This is a genomic window from Nostoc mirabile CHAB5784, from assembly GCF_020829645.1.
GTDB lineage: Bacteria > Cyanobacteriota > Cyanobacteriia > Cyanobacteriales > Nostocaceae > Nostoc > Nostoc mirabile.
This window is the reverse complement of the sequence record NZ_JAIVFS010000025.1, coordinates 22,211-48,642: the sequence shown is the minus strand read 5'-3', so window position 1 is coordinate 48,642 and position 26,432 is coordinate 22,211. Positions and strand designations below refer to the sequence as shown.

Sequence of the window (26,432 nt, the reverse complement as noted above, 5' to 3'; positions counted from 1 at the left end):
ACGGCATCAGCAAAATTCTCTGCCAAACCTAAAAATTGCGTAGGCGCAGCCCGTCATAGGCATTGCTATTGGGAATTAATCTGATGTCTCAGAATAAATCCGTAGAACCCGCTTCAGTCCACAGTCGAATTCTCGTGCCTCAGAGGTATCACAGGCAACCTGTAATTTCTCGGTTGGTGTCTCGTTATGGTTTAACCGTCAATATCAAAGCTGCATCCTTAACATCTGACAGTGACAGCGATGGCTGGTTTGATTTGGAACTTTCGGGAAATCCCCAAAAACTGACAAATAGCCTATCTTACTTGCAAGGATTGGGAGTTAATTTGCTGGAATTAGCGATCGCTACCCAGATTCAACCCAACCAACACTCTTTAACTTTCCCACATCCAGCTAGCAAACGGAGTCCCAAAGACTCTAGATGGCTAAAAAATCAATGGCAAGAACAATTCCAGCAATGGATTTCTCTCGGTCAAACCAGTCGATTGCGCTTGCAACTGTGCGTCTTAAAATCTTATTACGAAGAACCAGTGATTTCCGAATTAGTTTCTCGTTATGGACTAACAGTCAATATCACCAGTGCTAGACTCCAACCCGATACCGAAGATGACGGCTGGTTTGATTTGGATTTGTGGGGGAGAACAAAGCAACTCTACTCTAGCCTGAGTTATTTAGAAAAACTGGGGCTACCAATTTGGCTGGATTTGTCTAGCGTTTATAGCGATGTCTACGACGGGCTACGCCTACGCTAATTCCCAAAATAGTCACTACCCAATGGCAGCATTAAATAACCGTCAAACCAATTCCCAAACCAGATTATCACTGGTTTCTTCAGTTGACACAAAAAGCCAAGTCACCCAAATTCGTCTGCGGATATATATTCCTAAATGCTATCTGCAAGCGCCTGTGATTTCGCAGTTAATTTCTAGTTACGGCTTGGTAGTTAATATTACTAAAGCTATGCTACAACCAAATACAGATCAAGAAGGATACTTTGACATTGAATTGCGGGGAACAGTGCCACAAATCTCTAGCGGTCTGGCTTACCTGGAATCCCTGAATCTGAGAATTGTGGGCAAACCGAATGCTGACGGCGATAGCTGGTTTTGCTGAAATAATTTAAATTTCGTAGTACCAAATTTCTTCTTCTCGCAGCACAATTCGATGCAAGGAAAGACGAGCAATCAGTCCCTCTTGCTCAAACTGTCCAAGAATACGAGTGATAGTCACACGAGTTGAACCGAGCATTTCCGCCAGGTCTTCGTGAGTCAGACGCATATCTATTAAACGTCCTTTTTCAACTTCCGAACCAAACTTTTTGGATAACCATGCCAACAGCTTGAGCAGCATAGTTTCAACTTTTTTATGGCTACGAATAACCATCAATTCTTGAGCCTGTTGGATATGGGTAAGTAGAGTTTCTGTTAGTTTACTCCATTCCTCTAAAGGTAAGACCGTCGCCTCTACTTTAGTTAGGCATTCCATTTGGTAAGGATCTAATTTTGACAAAGCCTTACCAACGACATCTCCAGGGCCCCACAATCCCAGAGCGACGGTTGTACCATCTTCCAGATAGGTAAAAGTCCGAACAAAACCCGTTTCAATTTTCCAAAGATTGTTTTGATGTTCTGGCAAAAATGACCGACGTGCAAAAACTTCTTTGGTACTACTGGATGGGTTAGGAATAACTGTGTATAAAGACACCATATTATTTAAATACTGCTTATCGATCAACTAATCGTATTATATATATATCAGGTTACTGAGTAATTTGGTAGCATAGAACCTGCCCATCCCTAAAGATAGCCCATGATTACATGGACCAGGAATGCGGGACGGAAGAATGTTCAATTCATCAGTTAGTTTAAACCATGCTGTGTCCCTACTTTCTTATATAAGACTTAAATTCCTGCACCATCGAGAAAATCTTCAATTATCCCATCAGAATTATTGCTCTTAGGGTTGTCGGTTAGTTCGTCGTCAAGCTCAGTTGGGGACAAACTTGATTGTTGCAACTCCTCGAACTGTTTCTCTAGAGCCTTGACGCGTTCAAATAAAGCGCGGATGACTTCAGCTTCTACGTCCCGTACTTTATCATGATCCAGAACATTGGTAGACGAGTTGTTCTGACGAGTCACGCGCCCTGGAATCCCAACTACAGTAGTGTTACTGGGAACATCTCGCAGCACCACAGAACCAGCTCCAATACGGACGCGATCGCCAATTTGAATATTTCCCAATACCTTTGCACCCGCTCCCACAACTACATGAGAGCCTAAAGTTGGATGGCGTTTGCCGCTTTCTTTCCCAGTCCCGCCAAGGGTGACACCTTGATAAATCAGGGCGTAATCACCCACGATCGCTGTCTCGCCAATCACAACTCCCATCCCATGATCTATAAACACTCCCTGGCCAATTAATGCCCCAGGATGAATTTCAATTCCGGTTAAAAACCTACTAATATGAGAGATAAGCCTTGGTATAAAGGGAATTCCAATTTTATACAGCCAGTGTGCCAATCGATGAAACACTAGAGCTTGGAGTCCAGGGTAACAGAACAATACTTCTAGCCAGTTACGGGCTGCTGGGTCACGCTCAAAAATGGTTCGCAAATCAGTTATTAGCATACTCTGTTAAGGTTTTCGTTGGTAGGTGAGGCTCTGAAAACAGAAACTCAGGATAATTCCTACAAAAAGATCAAGTCATTTATAGGAATTGTGTAAAATAATAATCTACGGTAAGTCGATAGCGTATAGTGGTTTTGTGGGTAATAAGTGGGATGCTATCACATTCCACACTTTGAGAAAAATTAATTTCGCATAAACTGCGAGAAGTCCCCCAATTCACCGTAGTATGTTGAGTACAGTCTTGAATAGCCAAAACTACGCTCTCTTGGATTTGTCTTCCAAAGTGGAATACGCGCTGCTGGCACTCTTAGAACTGGCAAGCCACCACGGGAAAAAGCTTCCTCTAACCATGAGCGAGATCACTGCCAAGCAACCCATACCTGAGCGCTATCTGGAACAAATTTTGACCAACCTCCGGCGTGCTGGTGTGGTGCAGAGTCAACGCGGCTCTAAAGGAGGTTTCGTTTTAGTTCGTGAACCTTGGCAGATTACAATACTTGAAATTGTCACTTTGGTAGAAGGCGAGCGGAAAGAGAAAGATACTTCTGAATCTCCGACTCTGGAAAAGACTCTGCTTTATGAAGTTTGGGAGCAAGCTAACGCTGCCTCAATTGAAGTTTTGGGTCGTTATACACTCCAAGACTTGTGCCTAGAAAGAGAGACTCGCGCACAGCAAAGTCCGATGTATTATATTTAGACACGACGGAGTAACCACATGCGGATAGCCAAAGATATCACAGAGTTAATCGGCCGAACTCCTTTAGTTCAATTAAATAAGATTCCCCAAGCTTCAGGAGCGGTTGCTCAGATTGTGGTGAAGCTAGAAAGCATGAATCCAGCATCTTCTGTCAAAGACAGGATTGGTGCGAGTATGGTGGAAGCGGCGGAGGAAGCAGGCTTAATTCACCCTGGAAAAACCGTTTTAGTAGAGCCGACTTCTGGAAATACAGGAATTGCGCTGGCGATGGTAGCGGCCGCCAAGGGTTACCATCTTATTCTAACGATGCCTGACACAATGAGCCACGAAAGACGATCCATGCTCAAAGCTTATGGCGCTCAACTAGAGTTAACGCCAGGGGTAGAAGGGATGCGAGGAGCGATCGCTCATGCAGAGCAGATTGTAGCTAAAACGCCTAATACTTATATGTTGCAGCAGTTCCGCAACCCCGCTAACCCAAAAGTTCACGTCCAAACTACAGCCGAAGAAATTTGGAATGATACCGATGGAGAGGTAGATATTCTCGTGGCGGGAGTGGGTACTGGTGGGACGATTACGGGAGTTGCAGAAGTTATTAAAAAACGGAAGCCGAGTTTTCAAGCGATCGCAGTTGAACCAAGCAACAGCCCAGTATTAGCAGGCGGTAAATCAGGGCCTCACAAAATTCAAGGTATCGGCGCGGGATTTGTCCCAGCAATTTACCGTTCAGAACTGGTAAATGAAGTGATTCAGGTAGCAGATGATCAAGCGATCGCTTACAGCCGTCGTCTAGCAAAAGAAGAAGGATTGCTATCGGGGATTTCTACTGGCGCTGCATTGTATGCTGCTATTCAAGTAGCACAACGACCAGAAAATGCAGGTCGCCTAATCGTCATGATACAGCCTAGCTTCGGTGAACGCTACCTCAGTACTTCACTGTTTAAAGATCCAGAGGAGAATGAGTGGTTGAGTAAAGTTTGATTTTTAGATTTTAGGAACTTCTAAAAAATAAATGATCTAGTAAGGTGTGTTAACGCGACAGCGTAACGCACCTATTATCTGTTAGGCGGTGCGTTAGGCTTAACGCCGTAACGCACGCTACGATTATTGATTGGATATTTTTTTAATTTGGAATCCCTGAGATTGTCACCCACGGATCAATGGTTTTTTTTGAAACCGATTTTTTAGATTTAGATGAAAAATCTAAATCTAAAATTTGCTTAATTATCTACTAGAATTTTCTTCAATTTCATCGGTACTTTCATTATTTTTCACCAAAATAATCAAACACAAACAACTAGCAGCTAGCTTTATTAAGCTCAAAGCTTCACTTTTTAATACAATAAAAGTACCTAAGCCTATAAGAACAAAAGGCACAATATTATTACCATAGCGAGTCAATACATCAGCTATTACTCTGTATTTAATTAATTTGTATGCCGCATAGCACCAAACTCCTAACAATAGAAAAAATAATCCGATAATTATCACAAAACTCTCTAAGTCGCTGCTAGCAAATAATGGCACATAGACACTAATATTGTCACTACCATTTGCAACTGTAATAGCTGCCACGCTGTAAGTTTGAGGAGATAGGAAACTAGTAATTGTTGATGCCTCAGATTCTTCAGTTGTAGCTACAACTTCCTCCAATGCATCTTCTTGCTTATTGACTAAGCTGCTGATACCTATGGCAATTGGTAGTAAACCAAGTAATCCAATCCAGCTTTTTGATAAAACTAACCCACCAAATAAACCAGAAAGACTAAGGATTAACAAAACTGTAAAACCTAGAAACTGACCGGCAACTATATGCCTGCGGCGAAAATTAGCATTTATTTGAGAAAAAAGCAACAATAGAATGACAATATCATCAATGTTAGTGGCAATGAACGCAATTGACCCTGTACTAATTGCAGTAACTAACTCGTTCATATTTTAAAAGAAATATAGACATGCTTTTATTTTGCATAGAGAATCTCACCTTAGACATTTCCAGAAATTAAATATGCGTTATCCAGAACCCTTGTAGAGACGTAGTAGTGCTACGTCTCTAGATTCTTTTTCATATCATGTCCGCTTGATTACTTATTAAACCCGAAGAACCCCACCCCGCCAAAGCTGTGCTTTGTCTCCCCTCCCCGCCTGCGGGGAGGGGTTGGGGGTGGGGTGTAATGATCGTGGTTAGCATAACTATTTATGCGGACATGATATCACTCCTATGTCTAAGAGAGTGTTTGAAAAGTCTTCTTTTTAGTAGCAAAACGTTCTAAGTACCTCTAAGTACCCTAAAAAAGGGTTACTTAGAAAGGTTTTGCACCCTTTTGAAGGGGGGTTGGAGGGATCAATAAGTGCAAAGATACAGCCAACCACTTTTCAAACAACCTCTTAATAACTGCTATAGACCTTTGCTTCACTCCCAAGTATAGTTAGCTAGTTTACCTAGAAACAAAACTGTTCCCATACTATTCACGACCAAGGCAAAACTATCGCTTAACGAGTCCAAGAAGCGCCCCATAATTTTTTTATGAAGTTGTGGAGTTTCTGGTTGAATAGCTACAAAGTCTTCTCTTGAAAAAGTATCTACACATTCGTATTTCTCTACTATCTCCTGTTCATAATTTACTGGTTTGTCTTGCTCATATTGAGTTTGGGAAAACGTGGAAAAAATCTTGCCTGTTTGCTCAAGCTCACCTACAATTTGACTGACTAAAGCCTGACTATTTTCATCGAGGTCAGCTAGACTCGCCCCACTAATCACAATCTCAGGCTCAGAATCTCCTCTGAGGTTAAAAATAATTAACAGGGTTGGCTCTATGAAGATGGGAACGTTCAATTTAATAGCAACAGTAAATTCGCAGGCGTTAGGGTAGCATTCGGGGTTGTATGTAGACATAAGTTGTACATTACTCCTTAGATAATCGATTGTTTGTTAACCCTTTAGTTCTTTGCTCTCCTCGTTAGCACAGCAAAAAACCGTTTTAAACCCGCATTTCTCACAAGCGGTGTGATCGCTATTACCCAAACTTTTATCCAGCTTAGATTTTGAGCATTTTAGACACTGCACGAATCACAACAGGGGAGCATCTCACTTTCGTAAAAAGCCTTGTAAAACCTCACCCCAACCCTCTCCTTGGTAAGGAGAGGGAGTAAGAATCTTGTTTCTCATCTGGTATATTTGCAAAACTGAGATACTCCCTTGCAAGCTAGACTCAGCGTGAGAGTTCGATAATAACCACAGCAACATTCTCTGCTATGAGATGAGTAGACATAAATTTCATAAGTGAACTTTTCTTATATTCAATATAGAATAGTTTTTATTAAATACAAAATTTATAAATCTCATATATTTTAATCAATATAGATTTAAAAGCTCATGCAAATACTAATATCTAGGTTCCTAAAAATATCAGGGTTAGCGCATCTCAAAGCCTATTGACAAGCGGACTCGCCCGATCAGCAATAAGGTTTGAAACAAAGTGGCGCTATCAGAGGATGTTTGAAAAATCGCAAAGTATACTACGAACCCCGCTTCCATTCTTCTCCCCGAAAGGTCGATAGGCTTTGAAACCCGCATTCCCTTGTAGAGAAGGCTTGCTCGGGAGGTTAGGTTTCCGAGGCTTTGATGTTACCAAAAATACTTTTCAAACATCCTCTAATTGAATTGTAATAATTCTCGTTTCAGGTCAAACTGCTGTAAGAGAAAGAGTTCTCTGCAAAGATAAAATTCTCAAAGCCAGTTGTTGAAAGGGTAATGAGGTTGCCATTGTTGTTGAAGGTAATGTTAGCAGGGTTTAGACTCTTGCCAGAAATAACACCAGATACACTAACTTCAGAACGCTTGAAAGCGCTCACGTCAAGGGTGTCATTTTAAAGCTTAGTTATTCCAGAAGGTTAAAATAATTCGTAATTGAATTAGTTGGAGATTTAGATCCCAACTTTCTTAAAAACCACAAATAAATATAATTTGGTGGGGGACTTAAACTCAATAATTACGAATTACGAATTACGAATTACGAATTAGTGAATTTGGTATGGTGATAAATCGTAGGTTCTAAAAATCCAGTATGAGTAAGCTAGGCACAGCCTTTAGTGAAGGGATAATTGCCTTCATCGCCACTAACATAGATGACATCATTATATTGTTAATATTTTTTTCACAAGTAGATGTTAATTTTCGGCGGCGGCATATCTTACTTGGTCAATATTTAGGTTTTGCAGCCATTATCATCGCTAGCTTACCAGGATTTTTTGGTGGCTTAGTCGTACAGCGAGAATGGATAGGATTGCTAGGACTGCTACCAATAGCAATTGGAATTCAACAATTAGTATCTAAAAAAGAAGAAACTACAACAGTTCAGACAGTCAGTAGTGATTTTAGGCAGTCCACACCTAGTAACCCTGTATTGTCTTTTATTTTGAGTATTTTACACCCCCAAACCTATAAAGTAGCGGCAGTAACGATCGCTAATGGTGGTGACAATATTAGTATATATATCCCTTTATTCGCTGGTCACGATCTTGCCAGCTTGGGAGTCATTCTAAGTATATTTTTTGTCATGGTAGGGGTTTGGTGTGCGATCGCTTATTTTTTAAGCCGTCAACCTACCATTGCTGATATTTTAAGTCGCTACGGTAAAGCTGTTGTACCTTTTGTATTGATTGGCTTGGGTCTGTTCATTATGTATGAACGAGGTACATTCACTCTACTACCTTGGGTGAGAAGTTAATCAATGTTGGATTTTGAATGCTGGATTTGAGGTTGAACGATGAAAACCCCAATCTGAAATCTAAAGTTTGTCATAGAAATATGCACAAAATCGTTAGTGTTCGATCTTCGGAGAAAAACTTTTTGTTTACCAATTCTTAACCTAGATGAGGTTGAGTATCAATATAATAGTCTGACTTATTAAAAGCTGTGTAATGCAATACTCCCTTATCTCTGCGATTAGGTGCAATCCTATCCGTTTTCGCCCAAGCATTCAACCTGTTTTTTGTCTGATTTCAATGATCACCCCATTTTTGTGCTTTACCTCAGCACAAGCTCAGATAATTGGACAAGATATCACTTCAATTACTACTGACACTGCTTCGTTTCCTACTACATCCATTACCAACGTTGCAGGTGATAGCGAATTCGCAGGCAGTACTTTTACTCTCAACTTCGGTGGGCAAATTCAATCAATTACAGGATTAACCGCCACAGAAGGTAGCACAACATTTAGATCCATCCCTACTTTTGTGCAGATTCGCCGTAACCCTGCTACAGATGAGAGAAAGCTAGCTTACTACCAAGGCAGTTTTGACTCTTCCTCTAATACCTTTAACTTTATCAGTTTGGGCCCACTTCCAGAAAAAACGCTGTTTAGTATCAACAATATCTTGGCAGGCCCAGATAACGTTTTTACTAACACAGGTGCAAATTTAAGCGGCACACTTTACAACGGTAACGCTAGTATCGAGCGGCTTGACTTTGTACTTGTTAAACCTGTGAAGGCAAGTAATAAAATTCGCTTTACCGTCTTCGAGCGTGGATTACCAACTGGACACGATGGTTTCGGTATTGCGGCGATTACAAGTGTGGATAAACATGGAAATCCTACTTCCTACGGGCCTATTTACGTGATAGCAGCTTCCACCTGGGGTAAAACACCCTTACAAGACCCGATTCCCCAATATTATTTCCTAAACAATGCTGCCAAAAATAATCGTGGAATTCCCATAAACCCTGCACTCACTATTCCACCGAACCAAGTTTTAGGAGGTCTTCTGATTCGCACCGACGAACTCGTGTCACAGGGAAAAAAGGTCTACGGCTACTCGCTGTTTGCCCCTGATGTTACTTGCACTCCCAAAACACTGCTGAATGTTGCTAATTCTTGTTTTCCTACGAATACTGGAACGAACGGAGGGATAGATTTAGCCGCACCTAATCTCGGTGCCGTCTTTTTGGAGAGTGAGTGAGCAGCGAAAAACTTTTACAACCAAACTCTATTACCGAGTTTTGTCAAACCTGATGAACTAATTTCCAACTCACCATCATTAAGATGGTATAAATGATAAACCGTAGTGGGCGTTGCGGAGCTACCTGGCAGATTTTAGCGCCTACTAACACCCCCGGAACAGAGCCTAGCCATATAGGTACTACCAGACTCCAATCGACTGTTCCCAGGCTGAGGTGACCGAGGGCTGTAAACAGCAGTAAAATTGCTGCGTGTGAAATATCTGTACCCACTAACTTCCGTGCATCAAGCCGGAAAAACCCAATCAGCACCAGGGCAAACATTGAACCTGAAGAGACGCTAGTTAGACCAACCAAACAGCCTAAAATTGCTCCCAAAGTGATTGTCACACAGCGCCCAAAGTTTGTTTCTAAGTCTAACTTTGGTAGTTCGGGTAAATGAAATTTAGGGAAAAAAGTCAATAACAACAATTGCACTAATGCTAATAGTGTGACTAGCAAAATCATCACACCAAGCAAACGGAGCAAGATGTTATCCAGGTTATACTCACCTGTACGTTTAAGAAAGTGCAAAATTCCCACGCCGAACAGTGAGCCTGGAACACTCCCAAATGCCAGCCATTTGACAACTTCTGTGTCAAGGGTTTTCTGTTCCCAATGCTTGACGCTACCAACAATCTTCATCAATGTGGCAGCCACAACATCAGAACTCACTGCTATAGAAGGCGGAACCTGAAAGACAAAAATCAACATTGGGGTGATGAGAGAGGCTCCCCCAATTCCCGTCAAACCAACTATGATGCCAACAAAAAAGCTTAAGAACGGTAGTAATAAATATTCCATACTCTTCGGGGGTTTCAACAATCAGTTATTAGTTATCAAAGTCCTGTTGAATCTCCCACTTCCTATTAAGTGAGACCAATTTGAAAAATGATTGCGACAGATGGACAGAGAAAACCCAGATACACCAAGCGGTTTCCAATCCAAAATCTAAAATTCAAAATCCAAAATGGTATGAGCAACATAGGTTAAGGTTTAAATCCCCAAATAAAGCCTTGATAACTGTTCACTGACTTAACTACGAGCAGCTATAACTGAAAGTCAGCTAAAGCTTCACTACTAGAGAGCAGCAATTCAGCCAAACTATAGCCCAGTCGTAGACAGAGCTAGTGATGCCAAGTTATTGTGTTTCTCAAGGGATGAGTGACACAAAGGTTATCCAGCTAAAAGTTAGGGCAGAGGATTCCTGGACAACTTAAAACCTGTATGGAAGTTTTTGGTAGCATGACAACTGGCATTTAGCTGAAACAGGCTTTGATAACTGCTTATGGGTCAGTTGCTCTGCTAAAATCAACTTCTAACTGGTTTTTTGCGGTTTTACATGTAAAAGCACGTAAGGCGATGCACTTACCGTATTTTACTTGTAAGCATGAGCAAACGTCCAGCGTATTCGCGTTGTATCTCGCTAGATTATCTGGATAAAGAGGGAGTGGGTAGAGACGCGATTAATCGCGTCTGTACTGGGGAGTGGGAGTAGGGAACAGGGGAGGTAGGGGAGGTAGGGGGAGAATATTAATGCCCAATACCTAGTTAAGAACTCAGCGCTGAAAAATGCTTGACTTTAAAGCACTTATCGCGCTAATTTAAAACAAACCATTCGGTCGGTAATATTTTATTTACAGCAATTTTCAATTCAATCAATTACTCTACTGCCCAGTACAGACGCGATTAATCGCGTCTCTCCCGACTCGCCGTAGCCCATTCATCTAAAAATCGCTGTAATGTCCAAAGGCGAAGAAACAAAAAGCAGAATTCTCCACCAAGCAGCTGAACTGTTTAACCAACAGGGATATGTAGGCTCATCCATGTCAGACATCATGCGTGTTACGGGATTACAGAAAGGAGGAATTTACAATCACTTCCAAAGCAAAGATGATCTCGCGCTACAGGCTTTTGACTTTGCGATCGCTCGCATCAAACAGCATACTAGATTTGCATTACGAAGCAAACGCCACGCACTAGAACGCCTGCAAGCAATCATTGGCGTATTTAGTAGCTTCACCGAAAATCCACCTATCAAGGGAGGGTGTCCACTGCTAAATACTGCTGTGGAGAGTGATGATGCTCATCCGGCGTTGCGGGAACGCGCCCAACAGGCGATGAATTCTTGGCTGCATCTGATTCGTCGAATTATTGAAACGGGAATTAAAAAGGGAGAAATTCGCCCTGAAGTGAGTGCTGATGAAATTGCTACGATCATAATTGCAACGCTGGAAGGAGCAGTAATGATCAGCAAGCTTTATGGAGATTCAATTCACATGCATAGGGTAATTAATCACCTGAATCAATATTTGGAAACTCACCTTTAAATGTATGGTACAAATCAAGGTATATGGTTTAGCAGAAAAATTAAATCCTGTGAAAATGGAGCTATCAAATATAATCCATGCCACTGTTATTGAGGTTTTACAGCTTACGCCTGAAAAAAGATTCCACCGTTTTTTACCACTGGATAAATCAGATTTTTACTATCCATCTGATAGATCAGACAATTATCTGATTATCGAAATTAGTATGTTTAATGGACGCTCGGTGGAAACAAAAAAAGAGTTGATTCGCCTGCTGATTCAAAATATTAATAAAAAGTTGAATATTCCTGTGTACGATATTGAAATCACAATATTTGAAACGCCCAAATATAACTGGGGGATTAGAGGTTTACCTGGCGACGAGTTAATCTTAAACTATAAAATAGAACTTTGAAATATGGGCAATGGGTTATTAGGCAATTAATAATTATCCATGCTTGAAAGGAGGAATTTTTTTATGATTTTACAGACCAATCGGGTTGAAAAAATATCAAGAGAAATAATGCTAGTAAATAACAATTTGCACAGACCATTAGAGGTAGTATTAGAAATTCCTGTAAAAACATACGACATTGATTTTATGGGAATCGTGAGTAATATTGTGTATATCAGATGGCTAGAGGATTTACGTTTAAAGTTTTTAGATGAACACTGGCAACTCAATCAACAAATTGAGCAAGGATATGCACCTGTTCTAGCTGGAACTGAAATTGAATATAAACGTCCGATAAAGATTATTGATCAAGTAATTGGACGTTTATGGCTGAGTAATTTAGGACGGTTGAAGTGGACTGTGCAAGCTGAAATTTTATCTAACAATGAGTTAGCAGCAGTGGCTACCCAGAAGGGGGCTTTTGTCAGTTTACAAAATAGTCGTCCTATTCCCATTCCAGAGGAATTACAGAAGAAATATTTCGAGGATCAAAAAGGGAATTTAAAAGACTGTTTATAAAGTAATACGCTTGAGTTAAGACTTGATCCTCCCTAACCCTCCTTAAAAAGGAGGGAACTAGAGCAAGCCTTTTTAAGGTGATACAAATCCTAGTTCGTAGTGAGCGATTCATCGCTCATAGCAAGGTTTAGGGACTTCCAGAAAATAAATTATCCAATTTACTCAGATAATATTTTTCTTTCTCCCCCTGCTCCCTGCTCCCTGCCCCCCTGCCTCCACAGCGATAGGATATTTTTTTAGTTGGAAGTCCCTTATCAGGACTAAAGCCCTTACCCAACGGGAAAGTTAGTCGCTCATGGGGGAAACCCCCTTCTCTACGAGACGCTCCGCGTTCACGTAGTGTCTCGTAGAGAAGGCGCTAGCCTCTCACGAATGGGAGAAGACCGCGCTAACTCACTACAAACTTTAATTTATTTACGCCTAGCTACTTAAACAGTGAGAGGCTATTTTCAAACACACTAATTTACTTAGCACTAGTCAATATACTTTCGATATCTGCTAGCTGCACCACTCCTGAAAAAGTTGGACTATTAATTACAAAAAAAGGTGTGCCAGCAACAGCCAATTTCTCAGCTAGTTGAATATCTTTTGTAATTGCGGGAGTAGCAAGAGTAAGGTCGCGTTTAAATTTACCCAAATCTAGCTTCAGTTTTTTAGCAATATCTAAATATAACGCTTGACCTAGTTGCTTTTGATTAGTAAATAGCGCATTATGATATTCCCAAAATTTGCCCTGCTGATATGCCGCCCAAGCCGCTCTTGCAGCTGGCAATGCTTCAGCATGAATTGAAGTCAGTGGAAAATTCTTGTAAACTAATCTTAGTTTATCTGGATACTTTGCTAACAATTCTTTCAATGTTTTATGCGCCTCAGCACAGTAGGGACATTGAAAATCTGAAAATTCTATTAGCAGAGTTTTTGCTTGAGTTGAACCTGTGCTGGGAGACTCACCAATCACTGTTTGAGGATTCGTCTTTAAATCCTGTAAAAATGATTGCTGTGCTTGCTTGACTTTCTGCTGTTGTTGCTGCTGATAAGTTTGAACAGATTCGATAATCACCTCTGGATGTTCGCGGATAATTTGTAATACTTGCTGTTCCAACTGCGGATCAATACCGCTAGCAGCTTGTGCAGAAAATGACCAGGTGACAACCAAAAGTAGCAGACCTATTGCTGTCCAAGTACGGAGATACTGAAATAAGGGAGTAAACCAATCAAAGAATGTACGCATACAAAAACTCTTAACAATTCAAAATTCAAAATGACGCTCTCTACGAGACGCTGCGCGTAGCTTGCTTCTCTGTAAGAGTACGCGGACTCGCTCATAGCGTTGCCATGCCGAAGGCGTTGCCTAAGAAGAGAAGGCTTTACGCTGCACTAACAAAATTCAAACATTTTAGACATTTTCAGACGGGGATTTAAACCCCGAATAAAAATGATACTACGTGTAGAGGTAGGGGTATTAAACCCTTTGATTTACGATAAAATATTTTTTTGTTTCACCTATAGACGCGCATTAGCTTCGATTTACGAGTAAGCTTCGATTTAAAAAGAGCCAGCAATCATCCCAGCAAGTAAAATAAAACCAATCCACACGTTTTGCCGGAACATCTCACCATAAACAGGATTAGGTAAGTCTCGCTGTCTTAATCGCAGAGACTGCCAAACCCATCCAATAGTAGCAACTGCAAGGCTAATCCAGAAGGCTAAGTGCAGATGTATGAGTACACCTAACCAAGCCAATAACAAGATTGTGCCAGCAAAGAAAATTCCAATGGCTACAGGGGCATAATTCCCAAAAAATAGAGCGCTAGAATTAATGCCAATGCGGCGATCGTCTTCCTTATCGCTCATGGCGTAAACTGTATCAAATCCCAATGTCCAAAGTACAGTCGCGCCCCAAAGTAACCAAGTTGGTTGGGAGATGGTTTGTGTGACTGCACTCCAGCTAATCAACACCCCGAAACCCCAAGCGATGGAAAGCACCAGTTGCGGCACAGGAAACACCCGCTTTGCACCTGGATAAAGCAGAATTACGGGCACTGCTGCCACGCATAACCAGAAACTTAGGGGGTTAAGATAAAATGCCAGGATAGCTGCACATGCTAAGGATACGATCGCAACTACAATCCCAACTTTCACAGACAAGGCGCGAGAAGCGAGGGGGCGATCGCGTGTTCTCTCCACTTCTGGATCAATATCCCGATCCCACAAATCATTGACAACACATCCGGCGGCACTTGTGGCCAGAGTACCTAATATAATCACACCAACCAGAGGTAAAGGCGGTTTCCCAGAAGCTGCCAAAAACACAGCCCAAAGGGCAGGAATCATTAAAATTAACCGTCCTTCTGGTTTATGCCAGCGCAAAAGCCGGATAATTACAAGCCAAACTGGTTGCTGGGGGCGTTCTGGCGTCCTTAACATAGTACTGGGGAGTGGGGAGTGGTGAGTGGGGAGTGGGGATTGGGCATTGGGCATTGGGCATTGGGAATTGGGCATTGGGCATTGGGGATGAGTCTTTAATACTCGCCGACGAGTCTTTGATACTCGCCGACGAGTCTTTGAACTCCGTTAATGAGTCTTTGAACTCCGTTAATGAGTCTTTGAACTCCGTTAATGAGTCTTTGATACTCGCCGACGAGTCTTTGAACTCCGTTAATGAGTCTTTGATCTCCGTTAATGAGTCTTTGATCTCCATTCCTCTGCTCCTATGCCCCATGCCCCATGCCCCATGCCCAATGCCCAATGCCCAATGCCCCATGCCCTACTTCACACATCTTTACATCTATAGAATAACGTTATTTGTTATTTGTAAAAACATAACCTCAAGTGGCAACTTTAAATATTTTTAGATAGTCACTACGGTTAGAAACAGTAGGGTGAATATACTTAGCTCAGTTACCCTCGACCAAAGATGAAGAGTGCTGAGTACGGGCTAAACGCCCCGCTACCGCTAACACTACTCAGTTTGAGCAAGTGTGTTGCAACAAATTATCAGTGCCAGCTACCCCGACATACCACCGTTTGCCATCATTTCTTATAAAGAGAGAAAACTAGATGCTAAATTTAGTTTCTAGCTGGGAGAGTGTTCCAACTCAACCACCTAAGCAACATCGGATTATTGCTGCCATTGACCTGGGAACAAATTCTCTACACATGGTAGTAGTCAAGATTGATCCCACACTACCAGCTTTCAGCATTATCGCTAGAGAAAAAGAAACTGTAAGACTAGGCGATCGCAATCTTAAGACTGGGGAACTTAAACCAGAGATAATTGAAAAGGCGATCGCTGCTTTAGGACGCTTCCAAGAAGTTGCCAAAACTATCAATGCTGAAACAACCATTGCTGTGGCAACTAGCGCTGTGCGGGAAGCCCCGAATGGTAAAGATTTTTTGCACAGAGTAAAAACGGAGTTGGGTTTAAGCGTTGACTTGATTTCTGGTCAAGAAGAAGCGCGACGAATCTACCTTGGCGTGCTGTCGGGGATGGAATTTAACAACCAGCCCCAGATGATTATTGATATTGGCGGTGGTTCCACAGAGTTAATTTTGGGTGATAGTCACCAAGCACGCACTCTCACCAGTAGCAAAGTTGGTGCAGTGCGACTCACTAGCGAGTTAATCACCACCGACCCCATCAGCAACACTGAGTTTCAGTATCTGCAAGCCTATGCACGCGGGATGTTAGAACGTTCCGTGGATGAGATACTAGCAAACCTAGAGTTTGGAGAATCTCCCCGTTTGGTGGGTACGGCTGGCACAATTGAAACCCTGGCGATGATTCATGCACGAGAAAAGTCGGGTGTTATTCCTTCGATTCTCAATGGCTATCAGTTCAGTCTTAAAGACTTGCAAGAGTTGGTAAATCGCTTGCGGAAACTGAATAATTCAGAAAGGGCTGCGATTCCCGGTATGCCAGAGAAGCGGGCTGAAGTTATACTGGCTGGTGCAGTAATATTACAGGAAGCAATGACGCTTTTGGGTAGGGAATCGATAACAGTTTGTGAGCGTTCTCTGAGGGAAGGCGTAATCGTAGACTGGATGCTGACCCACGGTTTAATTGAAGATAAGCTGCGCTACCAAAGTTCAGTTCGGGAACGCAATGTTATCAAACTCGCTAATAAATACCACGTCAATTTAGAATATAGCGATCGCGTCGCAAAATTTGCCAAGAGTTTATTTGACCAAACTCAAGGTACTTTACACCACTGGGGGTCTGACGAGCGACAATTGCTGTGGGCAGCTGCAATATTACACAATTGCGGTCATTATGTCAGCCATTCGTCTCACCACAAACACTCTTACTATCTAATTCGCAATGGTGAATTACTCGGTTATACAGAAACTGAGATTGAAATTATAGCCAATTTAGCGCGTTATCACCGCAAATCGCCGCCTAAGAAAAAACATGAAAATTCCCAGATGTTGCTGACTAAACACCAGCGACAAATGGTCAGTCAATTGAGTGCAATTTTAAGATTAGCAGTGGCATTAGATAGACGACAAATTGGTGCGATCGCTCAAGTCCAATGTGAGTATTATCGACAATTTCAGCAGGTAAACTTGCTGATTTTTCCATCTCAACCTGATGATGACTGTGCTTTAGAACTTTGGAGTTTAGATTATAAAAAAGGAGTATTTGAGGAAGAATTTGGAGTGAAATTAGTAGCGACTTTAGAAAAGTCTAGCGTTGCTAAATTGTCTTAGAAAGTAGTGTGCGTTAACGCAGTGTAACGCACCTGCTGAATGTATAAATGCACATACATGCGCTACTACAAATCATCTGTATTTTACACGTTTGCTTTCAAATTTCAGTTAATTCATATAGTTTTCATCCAACTTAAGGATGAATTGAGAAACTATCTAAAGGAGTAGTTTAAAACTAAACTAAAGGAGTAGTTTAAAAACCAAAATTCTAATTATAATTAGGTTTATAAAATAATCTATTTACTCTAGGTTATGTTGCAATTGGATATCTGAGCTGGGAAAACTTAGATATCCATTATATAGAATTTTAATCAAGCAGGCTCAATTGCTTGGTTCTCTCCACTGGAGAATACTCACGCTTCAGCATAGAGCTTGTGGGGAGCATTCCACTTTTTTGCATGTCATTGCAAGCGTTGCGAACGCGAGTGCGTCTCTTAGAGTTGCAATCACAAAATCCTCCAACTCAGAGCGAGTCCATGCGATTGCTTCGTCGTTCCTCCTCGCAATGACCGAAGACAAAAAGGATACAAGCCCCTCTCTTACAAAGTTCTGAGCGGAGGAAACCTCCGCTCAGACTTTGCGCTAAATTCATTTATGGAAAATATAAAAACAATTGTGCCGCGATGCTTCAGCTTTAACGCCAAAAAGTCCAAGTTTTCAGCAGCCCTAAATTTATTTATGGGGATTTTATGCCGTGAATTTTGAATACTTCGGCTACGCTCAGTACAAGTTTTGAATTTTGAATTCGCCGAAGGGCTGACAATTATTTTCTCATTTTAGAAATTGAAGCACTCAAAGTAGAAAATCCTTGGTTGCAAATAGCTGGTAAATATAAAGATGATCCACAATTTGATGAGATGCTGGAATATATACAAGAATATCGACGTGAATTGGATGCAGGCAATGAAGCCAGGTAAACTCAGAGGTGAATGATTTAAGGATAAGCAGAAGTGGGAAAGAGGAATGGAAGCGGGGTTTATAGTATACTTTGCGACTTTCCAAACATCCTCTTAAATGTATCTATCTGATTACAATCTTCAGCCTCCTGTAACCTTAGCTACACCATTAATTCCTTCTCTTTGAGACGCTACGCGATCGCAAAACTACATAATTTCGGTAAAATTGGGTAAAGCAATTTTTGCACTTGTTAAACAAAGGCATCAGCAAACCCATGCAACTGAAACTCAGTGCATCTAAACTTCCCTTCGCCCCTCTCCTCTTAATTGCCCCCTTTTTCCTATGGGGGACGGCAATGGTAGCCATGAAAGGAGTAATACCCCACACCACACCGCTATTCATGGCAGGTGTGCGTCTGATACCAGCAGGGATGTTAATTCTGATTGCAGCAGCATTCATGGGTAAACCCCAGCCGAAGGGTTGGGCTGCATGGCTGTGGATTGCCTTATTTGCCCTCGTAGATGGGACGCTGTTTCAAGGCTTTTTGGCAGAGGGATTAGTTAGAACCAGTGCGGGGTTAGGGTCTGTGATGATTGACTCGCAACCCTTGGCTGTTGCCTTGCTGTCGTTGTGGCTATTCCAAGAACACATTGGTTTTTGGGGATGGTTGGGGCTAGGCTTGGGTGTCACAGGCATTAGTTTAATCGGCTTACCTGATGAGTGGATTTTGCATTTTCTCGACTCAGGCGCAAATATTACAATTGGCAACTGGCAAGATTTGTTTGCTAGTGGCGAGTGGTTGATGCTGTTAGCAGCCCTATCAATGGCAGTGGGAACAGTGTTGATTCGGTTTGTGTGCCGACATGCTGACCCAGTAACCGCCACGGGATGGCACATGATTTTGGGTGGATTGCCACTATGGGGAGTTTCATCAGTTGTCGAATCCCAGCAGTGGGAGAATCTAGGAGCATCTGATTTAGTGGCTTTGGGTTATGCTACCGTATTTGGCAGTGCGATCGCCTACGGATTATTCTTCTACTTTGCCTCTAGTGGCAGTCTCACCAGTCTTAGTTCCCTCACCTTCCTCACACCCGTCTTTGCCCTACTATTTGGCAATCTCTTTCTCTCAGAAGTCCTCAGTCCGTTGCAGTGGGTCGGTGTTTTTCTAACTTTAATCAGCATCTATCTCATTAACCAACGTGATACTTTAGCAGCGCAAAACGACACAGTTACTGTCGGCGAGATAGCTAATATACAGCAACCAGTTTTAGAAGCATCCGCTAAAAAATTAAACCCCATAACTTTAGCAGTCAGAGAATCTGAACGAGAAATTTTACCCTAACTGGTAATTCGTAATTCGTAATTCGTAATTCGTAATTCGTAATTCAGTAGGGAGATGAGGGAGAATAACTAATGCCCAATGCCCAATGCCCAATGCCCAATGCCCAATGCCCAATGCCCAATGCCCAATGCCCAATGCCCAATAAAAAAATGACAGTTAACATTTGGTAATTTGGTAATCTTGAAGGTATTGTGGTATCGAAGAAGAATACTTCAAAAGCACCTTCGGGCTGAAACTTGCAATATGAGGCTATGCCGTTCCTCAATTTTGATATTTACCTGTTTTTCTTGCGTGGGTTTTTACCCAAATCGTGCAAGCACAGCAACACCTAACCTAGCACCTGAAATTTTAGAACTTGCACAAGCTAGTTCGACAGTTACTGCTAGTCCGACTGTTTTGAGATATGGTAGTCGAAAATCAGATGTGCAGAGATTACAAACCCAATTAAAGGAGTTGGGATACTACAGTGGCGTGGTAGATGGAGAGTACAACGCCAATACAGAAATCGCTGTAACTAAATTCCAGAAAGCACAGGGTTTAAAAGTAGATGGCCTTGCTGGTCTGGCGACTAGGGGGAGACTGCAAGCAATAATGGTAGCCAAAAATCATATTGTCACTTCTCCAATAGTTACTTCTCCAATTATTAACTCTGCTGCTGCAACTTCCAAAGCAACTACAGCACCTAAACCAACCGAGAGGGGTTTTGTCTGGTGGTTAATATTTTCCATCGGAGTTCTAGGAAGTATTGGCGCACTTGTTTACCTGCTGAAGTGGTTTGGTCAGGGCAAACAAGTGCAATCCGAAATATCAGAGACTAAAAGTTTGAGTGAAGCTAACAAAAACCCCATAATATTACCCTCACCAGAGACTGTAACTAATCCACAAACAGTTACGCCACCAATCGCCACACAATTACTGCTACCAGAAAAAACTTCCCGGCTAGCTAAACTAAATATTGTTGACGAATTAATTCAAGACTTACGCAGTTCTGACCCAACGAAGCGGCGCAAGGCTATTTGGGATTTGGGTCAGCAGGGAGATTCGCGGGCAATTCAGCATCTGGTTGACCTGATGATTGATGCCGATTCTCAAGAAAGCAGCTTAATTTTAGCAGCTTTGGCAGAAATTGGCATCCGCACACTCAAACCAATGAACCGTGGCCTAGCAATTTCACTCCAAGATGAAAGTCCACAGGTACGGCAAAATGCGATCCGTGACCTGACGCGCGTTTATGACATGATGAGTCAAATGAGTCAGATGTTGCACCATGCACTGGAAGACCCAGATGCCGAGGTGCAAGCAACAGCACGATATGCTTTAACTCAGATGAATCGAATGCGTGGTTTGCCGGAACAACAAAGTATACCAGAAGATTCACATAACGATTCACGAGAATAAACCTAAAAATATTTCAATTGGATTTGGATATTAGTGTCCGGGCCTGCCACCAAAAACGCTGCTTCGCTAAACTTGGCCGCTCTTGTGCGAATTTCTGGGTTCCTGGAAAATCCAAAGCCTTCGCTTGGTATACCTAAAACATTGCTATTGAGAGTGCCGTCGTTATTTTGATCGTGGAAGACAGCAACGGCGTAACTACCCGCTTTCAAGTTCTCAAAGGTAATGGGTAAGGGAGTGCCAGTAATCTTGGTACACTGCTTTTGTAAGCCGCGATCGCGATCGCTAGGAAATCCTTCACTGCTAGCAAATATACTCACACAAACTTGTCCTTGTTTATTCTTCAACCCATCAATTTCTACGGTGAGCTTGCCGTTAAAATTTGCCTTGGCACTAAATGACCACGCCAGATTTCCCAGAACTGCCAATAGCAGCATACTAACTCTCAACCCTCTAACCATAAAATTTTCACAAGGTAAAATAAGTTTTGCTGAAATAAGTTTTAACTTTGATTCAGATCAGGCAGATTCATGGTGGCATTATTCAGTTAATACTCGCAAGGATATTGGTATATTTAATTGTATACTTTTCTAAGTAAGTCGGCGTTAACGAAGAGACAAGGGGTTAACAATTCAAAATTCAAAATTAAAGACATTTCACTAGGGGACTGTTACCCCAACTGTAGCAAGCTCCCGCAGGGTAACTAATGCTACATGTAAAAATTTGAAAAAGTAGGGGGTTTTATACCTCCTACTTTTCCTCGCTTGGATAGAGAATTTTGCGGAATCAGTTCAATCTACTAATGGTGTATAATGGTGTATTGGTAGCTCATATTAGAAATATGCCAAAGAGTAAATCAAGAAAATACAGCGTATTTCAGGTAAATGAAGTACAGGGGTAGGGGCACAACATGTTGTGCCCCTACGATTATCTATACCTCACGCCTGTTGCAATCTGCTGTATTTACCCTAAAATCTCCCAATTGAGCTTTGTTCTTCAGAAAATCCAGTTCCATCACCTTCTTTGAGAAATCCACTGTAGGCTTCCATACCGTGTTCACCGATATCCAAACCTTCTAGTTCCTCTTCTTTGGATACTCTGATACCTAAAGTAGCTTTCAGTGCTAGCCAAAAGATGCTACTGAGTAAGACAGTGAAGCCGCCTACTGAGACAACGCCCAGCAACTGAACACCGAACTGTCCAAAACCACCACCTGCAAATAAACCTTTTGCTGGGCCAAGTGTATCGCTATACCAGGAATAAACACCAGGGCCAACTGCCCACAGACCCACTGCTAGAGTTCCCCAGATGCCACAAACTAGGTGAACTGAGGTAGCTCCCACTGGGTCATCAATACCAAGTTTGTCAAAGAATGTTACAGAAAAAACTACCAGTACTCCAGCAATCAACCCAATGAGTAAAGAAGCAGGAATGCCTACGTAAGCACAAGACGCTGTAACACCAACCAAGCCAGCCAAAATACCATTGATAATCATTGACAGGTCTGGTTTACCTAAGTACAACCAAGCTGTAATTGTAGCGGAAATTCCACCGGCAGCACCAGACATGTTAGTGGTTACAGCAATGTGACTGATCGCACTAGGATCGGCAGCCATCACAGAACCGGGGTTGAAACCAAACCAGCCCAACCACAGGATCAGACAGCCCAAAGTGGCAATACTCATGTTGTGACCAGGCATAGCAACAACTTGCCTATCTTGATATCTACCAAGGCGGGGCCCAAGAAATGCTGCTCCCATCAAAGCTGCCCAGCCACCTACGGAGTGAACCACCGTACAACCGGCAAAATCCCAAAAGCCTCTGTCTGCTAGCCAACCAGTTCCCCAAATCCAGTGTCCGGTGATGGGGTAGAGAATACCTACAAGTAAGAGGCTGAAAATTAAGAAATCAACAAACTTAATCCGTTCGGCTACTGCACCAGAAACGATTGTTGCTGCTGTTCCAGCAAACACTAGCTGGAATAAAAACTTGGCAGCTAAAGGTACACCAGCCCAACTAATAGCACCGAAAACACCTTTATAAGCGTCTCCTGTGGCGGGACTGTTATCTGCTCCTCCTAAGAAAAACCCATTCAATCCAAAGAAGTCGTTGCCATCACCGAACATTAAGCCAAAACCGAGCACCCAAAAGGCAATGCTGGATAAAGCAAATACAATCAAGTTTTTGGAAAGAACGTTGACAGCGTTTTTCTGGCGACAGAAGCCAGTTTCTAACATACAAAAACCAGCGTTCATGAAGAACACTAAAAAGGCAGCGATCGCAACCCACAGTGTATCAAGAGCAACTTTGAGTTCTGCTGTCGTTGGCCCTGCGGCTGGAGTTTGGGCAACTGCGGCATAACCCCAACCCAACACAATCAGACAAGCTAAAGGTAAGCAGGCTTGCCAACTGGGAGAGAGTCGCTTAATTGCTAGATTAAATAGCTTGACTTTTGAGTTTATCTGTGGATTGACAGCGTAATTTCTTGCAGACAGACGCCTATTTTTTGTTTTCGATTTTTGTTTGTACATGAATTTGAACATCATCCTTAAAAAAGGGAAAAAACAGGTTAAGCAGAAAAAACTACCGTCCGAAGTTTAATCCAGTGGTTTTTGATATTTTTCCTTTAGACCACTTGTTTAAAAACCAGAAAACAAAATTACCTTAGTAGGAGTTTAGGAAACTCTTGGCACATCTGTAAATATTTTTTTTAGCTATTCTTAAGTAATTATGGTGTAGTTTCTGAAACAGTCAAGTGTTCTTTACTTAATCTTTAATTTTTCACAAAGAAGTTTTGTGCAGCAAATTGCCAGAAATTGTCAATATTATGTCTAGAAAAAAGGGTGCAACACAGTTACAGCCGATTTTTCCAACACTAAGATGGTTACAGCGAGGTCAATTGAGTTTTCTAGTAAGGCATTAACTACACCTCTTTGGCAGATCAAACCTGCTTCTAACATGGCAAAGCCAATTTCATGAAGAATACTAAAAAACTAGTGATTAGTACGCAGGTAGTATCAATGGAAATTTGCAGTTTAGTTGTAGTTTCAGATAAAGACTCAATAGTGGGAGCTTTACAGAAATTATCGAACAGAATACATGCGTCAGTCGTCAGAATTCAGTTGGGTATTCTGTATGACTGGCGTCTGAATAATCGGCGTTTTTGCACCCCCACAAAACTAGAATTTTTGGTGGTCAACTTTCGTAGTCGCGGGTCTGAATCCCCGACTGATTGATTATGACTCCTGAATTCTGACTTCTGAATTCTTCTTCAAGAGACTACTTCCTATTTTACCCTTGGTAAATTTATGCCTAGACGGATAAATTTGACTGATTGTCTATTTACTCAAACCAAAAAACTGTATCGCAGAATACATTTTTTTGCTTTTGTTATGGCAAATAGCTCCTGATGCAACAAGTCAAGCATCTATATCCTTTATAGGTAGGTATTTTTCGATTTCAGGATAGGACAATTATGAATAATATTAAATTTTTATACAAAAAATTAATTTTTTGTTACTTTAAAAGCTACATTGAAGACCAGTAATTCTCCTTTAAACCGACCACTGGGTGAAATAACCGATAAATTGCCCACAGCCTCCACCATGCAATCTTGTTGATAAAAGTGACCCTTGTAGAGATAAACTCAACACGAAGGTTAAGATAATTCATAATTCATCCCTGCGAAAAGATTTGTATTAAAAGCAACGCAGATTTCCAAGCTTATCCTCAGATACTGGATTGATCGAGCTATTTACATAAGAGTTATGACTCAGGTAAACTCACAGGCGATCGCTATCTTAATTGATTGGGTGCGCTAGTTGAGCAAGGACTCTCCACTTTCTGGCTTATCGTTAGACATCGCCTTGCTCATTAAGCACGAATCAGCGACGGAAACATCTATCGAAACTCCCATACAAGCTTATAGGCTAAATTAAATAGAACCGTAGGAGGAAACAAGGCTAACAAACCTAATTTCCTTAAAAAAAGAGGGTTTACAGTACCTGTAATATGGGAGACTTGGCAATATTCCCTATAAATCAGATTCAAGATGAGTAAGACAATTTCGGATATCGCAGTTAAGACTATCAACGGTGAGGATAAGCAATTAAACGAGTATACCGGGAAGGTACTCTTAATTGTGAATGTGGCTTCCTACTGCGGTTATACTTCTCAATACGAAGGGTTAGAAACATTGAACCAGAAGTATGGGGAAGCAGGGTTACGTATTTTGGGGTTCCCCTGTAACGATTTTGGAGCGCAGGAACCAGGAAGCAATGAAGAGATTGTGCAATTCTGCACGAGTAAATATAGTGTTACCTTTGAACTATTCGATAAAGTTCATGCCAAAGGCTCACAGCAGCATCCACTGTATGAGAGACTTACCAAAGCCGTTGAGCCGACCGGAACTGTTGCTTGGAACTTTGAAAAATTTTTAGTTAATAAACAAGGTGAAGTGATAGCTAGATTTAATAGTAGTGTCCAGCCAAATTCACCAGAAATCATTGCCATAATTGAGAAAGAATTAGCTAAATAGTCATTAGGTTGTACTATTGGTATTGATTTTTGGCTCTGGAGTGTTAATTTATTTACGTCCAGTCCCTTAATTGAGAATATTTTCTCAATGAGTAGTTTAATTTATTTGTGTCTAATTTGTCATGAACGTTGCAATCATTGGTTGTGGTTATGTTGGTTATAAAGTTGCTGAATATTGGCATAAAAAGGGGGATTTTGTTGTCAGTGTAACCACAACTTCTTCTGAGCGTGTCCCGGCACTAAAATCAGTATCTGAAAGAGTTGTAGTTACCCGTGGTAATGACTTAGATAGTCTAAAATCAGTTTTGCACGATGAAGATGTTGTAGTTTTGAGTGTTGGTGCAAAAGGCGCAGAAGTTTATGAAGAAACTTATCTACAAACTGCTCAAACTTTAGTTTCATCCTTGCAGCAGGTTCCGAGTGTAAAACAATTAATCTACACAGGTAGCTATGCAGTGTATGGTGACAGAAATGGTGTATGGGTAGATGAAGAAACACCGCTTGCACCCGCTAATTTAAATGCACAAATTCTCCGAAAAACAGAGGATGTGCTGCTATCAGCATCTAGCGAAAATCTCCGCGTTTGTATCTTTCGCTTAGGAGGAATTTATGGCCCTGGTAGAGAACTGTTGAAAATATTTAGTAGATATTCTGGTACAACCCGTCCTGGTGGCGAGGATATCACAAATTGGATTCACCTAAATGATATTGTTGGTGCGATAGAATTTGCCCGTCACCGTCGTTTGCAAGGGATTTATAATCTGGTAGATGATGCACATCTCACCAGTCAAGATTTGCTAGATAGCCTATTTGAAAAACATAATTTACCCAAAGTTATATGGGATACTTCTATTAAGAGTACCCGCCCATATAATGCTTGGGTATCGAATGAAAAGCTGAAAGAGGCTGGATATCAGTTAATTCATCCACAGATGATTTTTTAGTAAG

At 41.6% G+C, this 26,432-nt stretch carries 23 protein-coding genes and 1 pseudogene; 14 read left to right on the top strand and 10 right to left on the bottom strand.

What is annotated here, in order from left to right; genetic code table 11:
* The first annotated feature begins 83 nt into the window (after positions 1-83).
* Both LC653_RS17800 and LC653_RS17795 read left to right on the top strand, forming a co-directional pair.
* On the top strand, positions 84-749 hold the full coding sequence (locus tag LC653_RS17800; RefSeq protein ID WP_229495755.1) for an NIL domain-containing protein: 666 nt from the start codon (positions 84-86) through the stop codon (positions 747-749).
* Positions 721-1,110: an NIL domain-containing protein gene (locus tag LC653_RS17795; RefSeq protein WP_372478185.1), complete on the top strand. Its 390-nt coding sequence runs from the start codon at positions 721-723 to the stop codon at positions 1,108-1,110. Before LC653_RS17800 ends, LC653_RS17795 begins: the two co-directional genes overlap by 29 nt.
* Positions 1,111-1,116: 6 nt before the next feature.
* Here the strand turns inward: LC653_RS17795 and LC653_RS17790 are convergent, their stop codons facing one another.
* Together LC653_RS17790 and cysE are read right to left on the bottom strand one after the other, a co-directional pair.
* Positions 1,117-1,704: a Crp/Fnr family transcriptional regulator gene (locus LC653_RS17790; RefSeq protein WP_229495752.1), complete on the bottom strand. Its 588-nt coding sequence runs from the start codon at positions 1,702-1,704 to the stop codon at positions 1,117-1,119.
* Between the two features lie 194 nt (positions 1,705-1,898).
* Entirely contained in the window at positions 1,899-2,624 is a 726-nt protein-coding gene (gene cysE / locus LC653_RS17785; protein WP_229495750.1) for a serine O-acetyltransferase, read from the bottom strand.
* A 226-nt stretch (positions 2,625-2,850) separates the two neighbouring features.
* Here cysE and LC653_RS17780 point away from each other — a divergent pair, with 226 nt between their 5' ends.
* Positions 2,851-3,321 carry an RrF2 family transcriptional regulator gene (locus LC653_RS17780; protein WP_229495748.1) on the top strand — a complete coding sequence of 157 codons (471 nt, stop codon included), beginning with the start codon at positions 2,851-2,853 and terminating at the stop codon, positions 3,319-3,321.
* Between the two features lie 18 nt (positions 3,322-3,339).
* Positions 3,340-4,302, top strand: coding sequence for a cysteine synthase A (cysK, locus tag LC653_RS17775; RefSeq protein WP_229495747.1), 963 nt, complete (start codon positions 3,340-3,342; stop codon positions 4,300-4,302).
* A 243-nt stretch (positions 4,303-4,545) separates the two neighbouring features.
* On the opposite strand, the gene LC653_RS17770 is transcribed toward cysK, so the two are convergent.
* Positions 4,546-5,256 carry a cadmium resistance transporter gene (locus tag LC653_RS17770; RefSeq protein WP_229495745.1) on the bottom strand — a complete coding sequence of 237 codons (711 nt, stop codon included), beginning with the start codon at positions 5,254-5,256 and terminating at the stop codon, positions 4,546-4,548.
* 478 nt (positions 5,257-5,734) lie between these two features.
* A complete protein-coding gene (locus tag LC653_RS17765) occupies positions 5,735-6,217 on the bottom strand; it encodes a hypothetical protein (protein WP_229495744.1) in 483 nt (160 codons plus the stop codon).
* Positions 6,218-7,388: 1,171 nt separating this feature from the next.
* Between LC653_RS17765 and LC653_RS17760 the strand changes: the two genes are divergently transcribed.
* A complete protein-coding gene (locus LC653_RS17760) occupies positions 7,389-8,051 on the top strand; it encodes a cadmium resistance transporter (RefSeq protein ID WP_229495743.1) in 663 nt (220 codons plus the stop codon).
* 277 nt (positions 8,052-8,328) lie between these two features.
* Complete coding sequence (locus LC653_RS17755) at positions 8,329-9,285, top strand: hypothetical protein (RefSeq protein ID WP_229495742.1); 957 nt, start codon at positions 8,329-8,331, stop codon at positions 9,283-9,285.
* 43 nt (positions 9,286-9,328) lie between these two features.
* Here the strand turns inward: LC653_RS17755 and LC653_RS17750 are convergent, their stop codons facing one another.
* A complete protein-coding gene (locus tag LC653_RS17750) occupies positions 9,329-10,126 on the bottom strand; it encodes a sulfite exporter TauE/SafE family protein (RefSeq protein WP_229495740.1) in 798 nt (265 codons plus the stop codon).
* Positions 10,127-11,064: 938 nt separating this feature from the next.
* Between LC653_RS17750 and LC653_RS17745 the strand changes: the two genes are divergently transcribed.
* The 3 genes from LC653_RS17745 to LC653_RS17735 all read left to right on the top strand — a co-directional run bounded on the left by LC653_RS17745 (position 11,065) and on the right by LC653_RS17735 (position 12,604).
* On the top strand, positions 11,065-11,652 hold the full coding sequence (locus tag LC653_RS17745; RefSeq protein WP_229495739.1) for a TetR family transcriptional regulator C-terminal domain-containing protein: 588 nt from the start codon (positions 11,065-11,067) through the stop codon (positions 11,650-11,652).
* Between the two features lie 4 nt (positions 11,653-11,656).
* Positions 11,657-12,046 carry a tautomerase family protein gene (locus LC653_RS17740; protein ID WP_229495737.1) on the top strand — a complete coding sequence of 130 codons (390 nt, stop codon included), beginning with the start codon at positions 11,657-11,659 and terminating at the stop codon, positions 12,044-12,046.
* Positions 12,047-12,154: 108 nt separating this feature from the next.
* Positions 12,155-12,604: an acyl-CoA thioesterase gene (locus tag LC653_RS17735; RefSeq protein WP_229495826.1), complete on the top strand. Its 450-nt coding sequence runs from the start codon at positions 12,155-12,157 to the stop codon at positions 12,602-12,604.
* Between the two features lie 463 nt (positions 12,605-13,067).
* Here LC653_RS17735 and LC653_RS17730 read toward each other — a convergent pair whose 3' ends face one another.
* A complete protein-coding gene (locus LC653_RS17730) occupies positions 13,068-13,835 on the bottom strand; it encodes a DsbA family protein (RefSeq protein WP_229495734.1) in 768 nt (255 codons plus the stop codon).
* Between the two features lie 314 nt (positions 13,836-14,149).
* Positions 14,150-15,031, bottom strand: a complete 882-nt coding sequence (locus LC653_RS17725; RefSeq protein ID WP_229495825.1) for a 4-hydroxybenzoate solanesyltransferase — start codon at positions 15,029-15,031, stop codon at positions 14,150-14,152.
* A 633-nt stretch (positions 15,032-15,664) separates the two neighbouring features.
* On the opposite strand from LC653_RS17725, the gene LC653_RS17720 reads away from it, so the two are divergent.
* From LC653_RS17720 to LC653_RS17710, 3 genes are all read left to right on the top strand, one after another.
* Positions 15,665-17,314, top strand: a complete 1,650-nt coding sequence (locus tag LC653_RS17720; RefSeq protein WP_229495731.1) for a Ppx/GppA phosphatase family protein — start codon at positions 15,665-15,667, stop codon at positions 17,312-17,314.
* A gap of 1,171 nt (positions 17,315-18,485) precedes the next feature.
* Complete coding sequence (locus LC653_RS17715) at positions 18,486-19,553, top strand: DMT family transporter (protein WP_229495728.1); 1,068 nt, start codon at positions 18,486-18,488, stop codon at positions 19,551-19,553.
* A gap of 243 nt (positions 19,554-19,796) precedes the next feature.
* A complete protein-coding gene (locus LC653_RS17710; protein WP_229495727.1) occupies positions 19,797-20,951 on the top strand; it encodes a peptidoglycan-binding protein in 1,155 nt (384 codons plus the stop codon).
* 2 nt (positions 20,952-20,953) lie between these two features.
* Here the strand turns inward: LC653_RS17710 and LC653_RS17705 are convergent, their stop codons facing one another.
* The 3 genes and pseudogenes from LC653_RS17705 to LC653_RS17695 all read right to left on the bottom strand — a co-directional run.
* Positions 20,954-21,385, bottom strand: a complete 432-nt coding sequence (locus LC653_RS17705; protein WP_443689858.1) for a DUF2141 domain-containing protein — start codon at positions 21,383-21,385, stop codon at positions 20,954-20,956.
* 531 nt (positions 21,386-21,916) lie between these two features.
* Positions 21,917-23,479, bottom strand: a complete 1,563-nt coding sequence (locus LC653_RS17700; protein ID WP_229495724.1) for an ammonium transporter — start codon at positions 23,477-23,479, stop codon at positions 21,917-21,919.
* A 342-nt stretch (positions 23,480-23,821) separates the two neighbouring features.
* Positions 23,822-24,018, bottom strand: a pseudogene (locus LC653_RS17695) (ammonium transporter); the annotation flags it as partial.
* A 981-nt stretch (positions 24,019-24,999) separates the two neighbouring features.
* Here LC653_RS17695 and LC653_RS17690 point away from each other — a divergent pair.
* Entirely contained in the window at positions 25,000-25,485 is a 486-nt protein-coding gene (locus LC653_RS17690) for a glutathione peroxidase (RefSeq protein ID WP_229495723.1), read from the top strand.
* A gap of 121 nt (positions 25,486-25,606) precedes the next feature.
* Complete coding sequence (locus LC653_RS17685; RefSeq protein ID WP_229495722.1) at positions 25,607-26,428, top strand: SDR family oxidoreductase; 822 nt, start codon at positions 25,607-25,609, stop codon at positions 26,426-26,428.
* The last annotated feature ends 4 nt before the right edge of the window (positions 26,429-26,432 follow it).

Excerpts from the sequence above, each read along its gene's own strand:
- LC653_RS17800 (WP_229495755.1), top strand. The coding sequence starts at position 84 with ATGTCTCAGAATAAATCCGTAGAACCCGCTTCAGTCCACAGTCGAATT.
- LC653_RS17795 (WP_372478185.1), top strand. The coding sequence starts at position 721 with ATGTCTACGACGGGCTACGCCTACGCTAATTCCCAAAATAGTCACTAC.
- LC653_RS17790 (WP_229495752.1), bottom strand. The coding sequence starts at position 1,704 with ATGGTGTCTTTATACACAGTTATTCCTAACCCATCCAGTAGTACCAAA.
- cysE (WP_229495750.1), bottom strand. The coding sequence starts at position 2,624 with ATGCTAATAACTGATTTGCGAACCATTTTTGAGCGTGACCCAGCAGCC.
- LC653_RS17780 (WP_229495748.1), top strand. The coding sequence starts at position 2,851 with ATGTTGAGTACAGTCTTGAATAGCCAAAACTACGCTCTCTTGGATTTG.
- cysK (WP_229495747.1), top strand. The coding sequence starts at position 3,340 with ATGCGGATAGCCAAAGATATCACAGAGTTAATCGGCCGAACTCCTTTA.
- LC653_RS17770 (WP_229495745.1), bottom strand. The coding sequence starts at position 5,256 with ATGAACGAGTTAGTTACTGCAATTAGTACAGGGTCAATTGCGTTCATT.
- LC653_RS17765 (WP_229495744.1), bottom strand. The coding sequence starts at position 6,217 with ATGTCTACATACAACCCCGAATGCTACCCTAACGCCTGCGAATTTACT.
- LC653_RS17760 (WP_229495743.1), top strand. The coding sequence starts at position 7,389 with ATGAGTAAGCTAGGCACAGCCTTTAGTGAAGGGATAATTGCCTTCATC.
- LC653_RS17755 (WP_229495742.1), top strand. The coding sequence starts at position 8,329 with ATGATCACCCCATTTTTGTGCTTTACCTCAGCACAAGCTCAGATAATT.
- LC653_RS17750 (WP_229495740.1), bottom strand. The coding sequence starts at position 10,126 with ATGGAATATTTATTACTACCGTTCTTAAGCTTTTTTGTTGGCATCATA.
- LC653_RS17745 (WP_229495739.1), top strand. The coding sequence starts at position 11,065 with ATGTCCAAAGGCGAAGAAACAAAAAGCAGAATTCTCCACCAAGCAGCT.
- LC653_RS17740 (WP_229495737.1), top strand. The coding sequence starts at position 11,657 with ATGGTACAAATCAAGGTATATGGTTTAGCAGAAAAATTAAATCCTGTG.
- LC653_RS17735 (WP_229495826.1), top strand. The coding sequence starts at position 12,155 with ATGCTAGTAAATAACAATTTGCACAGACCATTAGAGGTAGTATTAGAA.
- LC653_RS17730 (WP_229495734.1), bottom strand. The coding sequence starts at position 13,835 with ATGCGTACATTCTTTGATTGGTTTACTCCCTTATTTCAGTATCTCCGT.
- LC653_RS17725 (WP_229495825.1), bottom strand. The coding sequence starts at position 15,031 with ATGTTAAGGACGCCAGAACGCCCCCAGCAACCAGTTTGGCTTGTAATT.
- LC653_RS17720 (WP_229495731.1), top strand. The coding sequence starts at position 15,665 with ATGCTAAATTTAGTTTCTAGCTGGGAGAGTGTTCCAACTCAACCACCT.
- LC653_RS17715 (WP_229495728.1), top strand. The coding sequence starts at position 18,486 with ATGCAACTGAAACTCAGTGCATCTAAACTTCCCTTCGCCCCTCTCCTC.
- LC653_RS17710 (WP_229495727.1), top strand. The coding sequence starts at position 19,797 with ATGAGGCTATGCCGTTCCTCAATTTTGATATTTACCTGTTTTTCTTGC.
- LC653_RS17705 (WP_443689858.1), bottom strand. The coding sequence starts at position 21,385 with ATGCTGCTATTGGCAGTTCTGGGAAATCTGGCGTGGTCATTTAGTGCC.
- LC653_RS17700 (WP_229495724.1), bottom strand. The coding sequence starts at position 23,479 with ATGTACAAACAAAAATCGAAAACAAAAAATAGGCGTCTGTCTGCAAGA.
- LC653_RS17690 (WP_229495723.1), top strand. The coding sequence starts at position 25,000 with ATGAGTAAGACAATTTCGGATATCGCAGTTAAGACTATCAACGGTGAG.
- LC653_RS17685 (WP_229495722.1), top strand. The coding sequence starts at position 25,607 with ATGAACGTTGCAATCATTGGTTGTGGTTATGTTGGTTATAAAGTTGCT.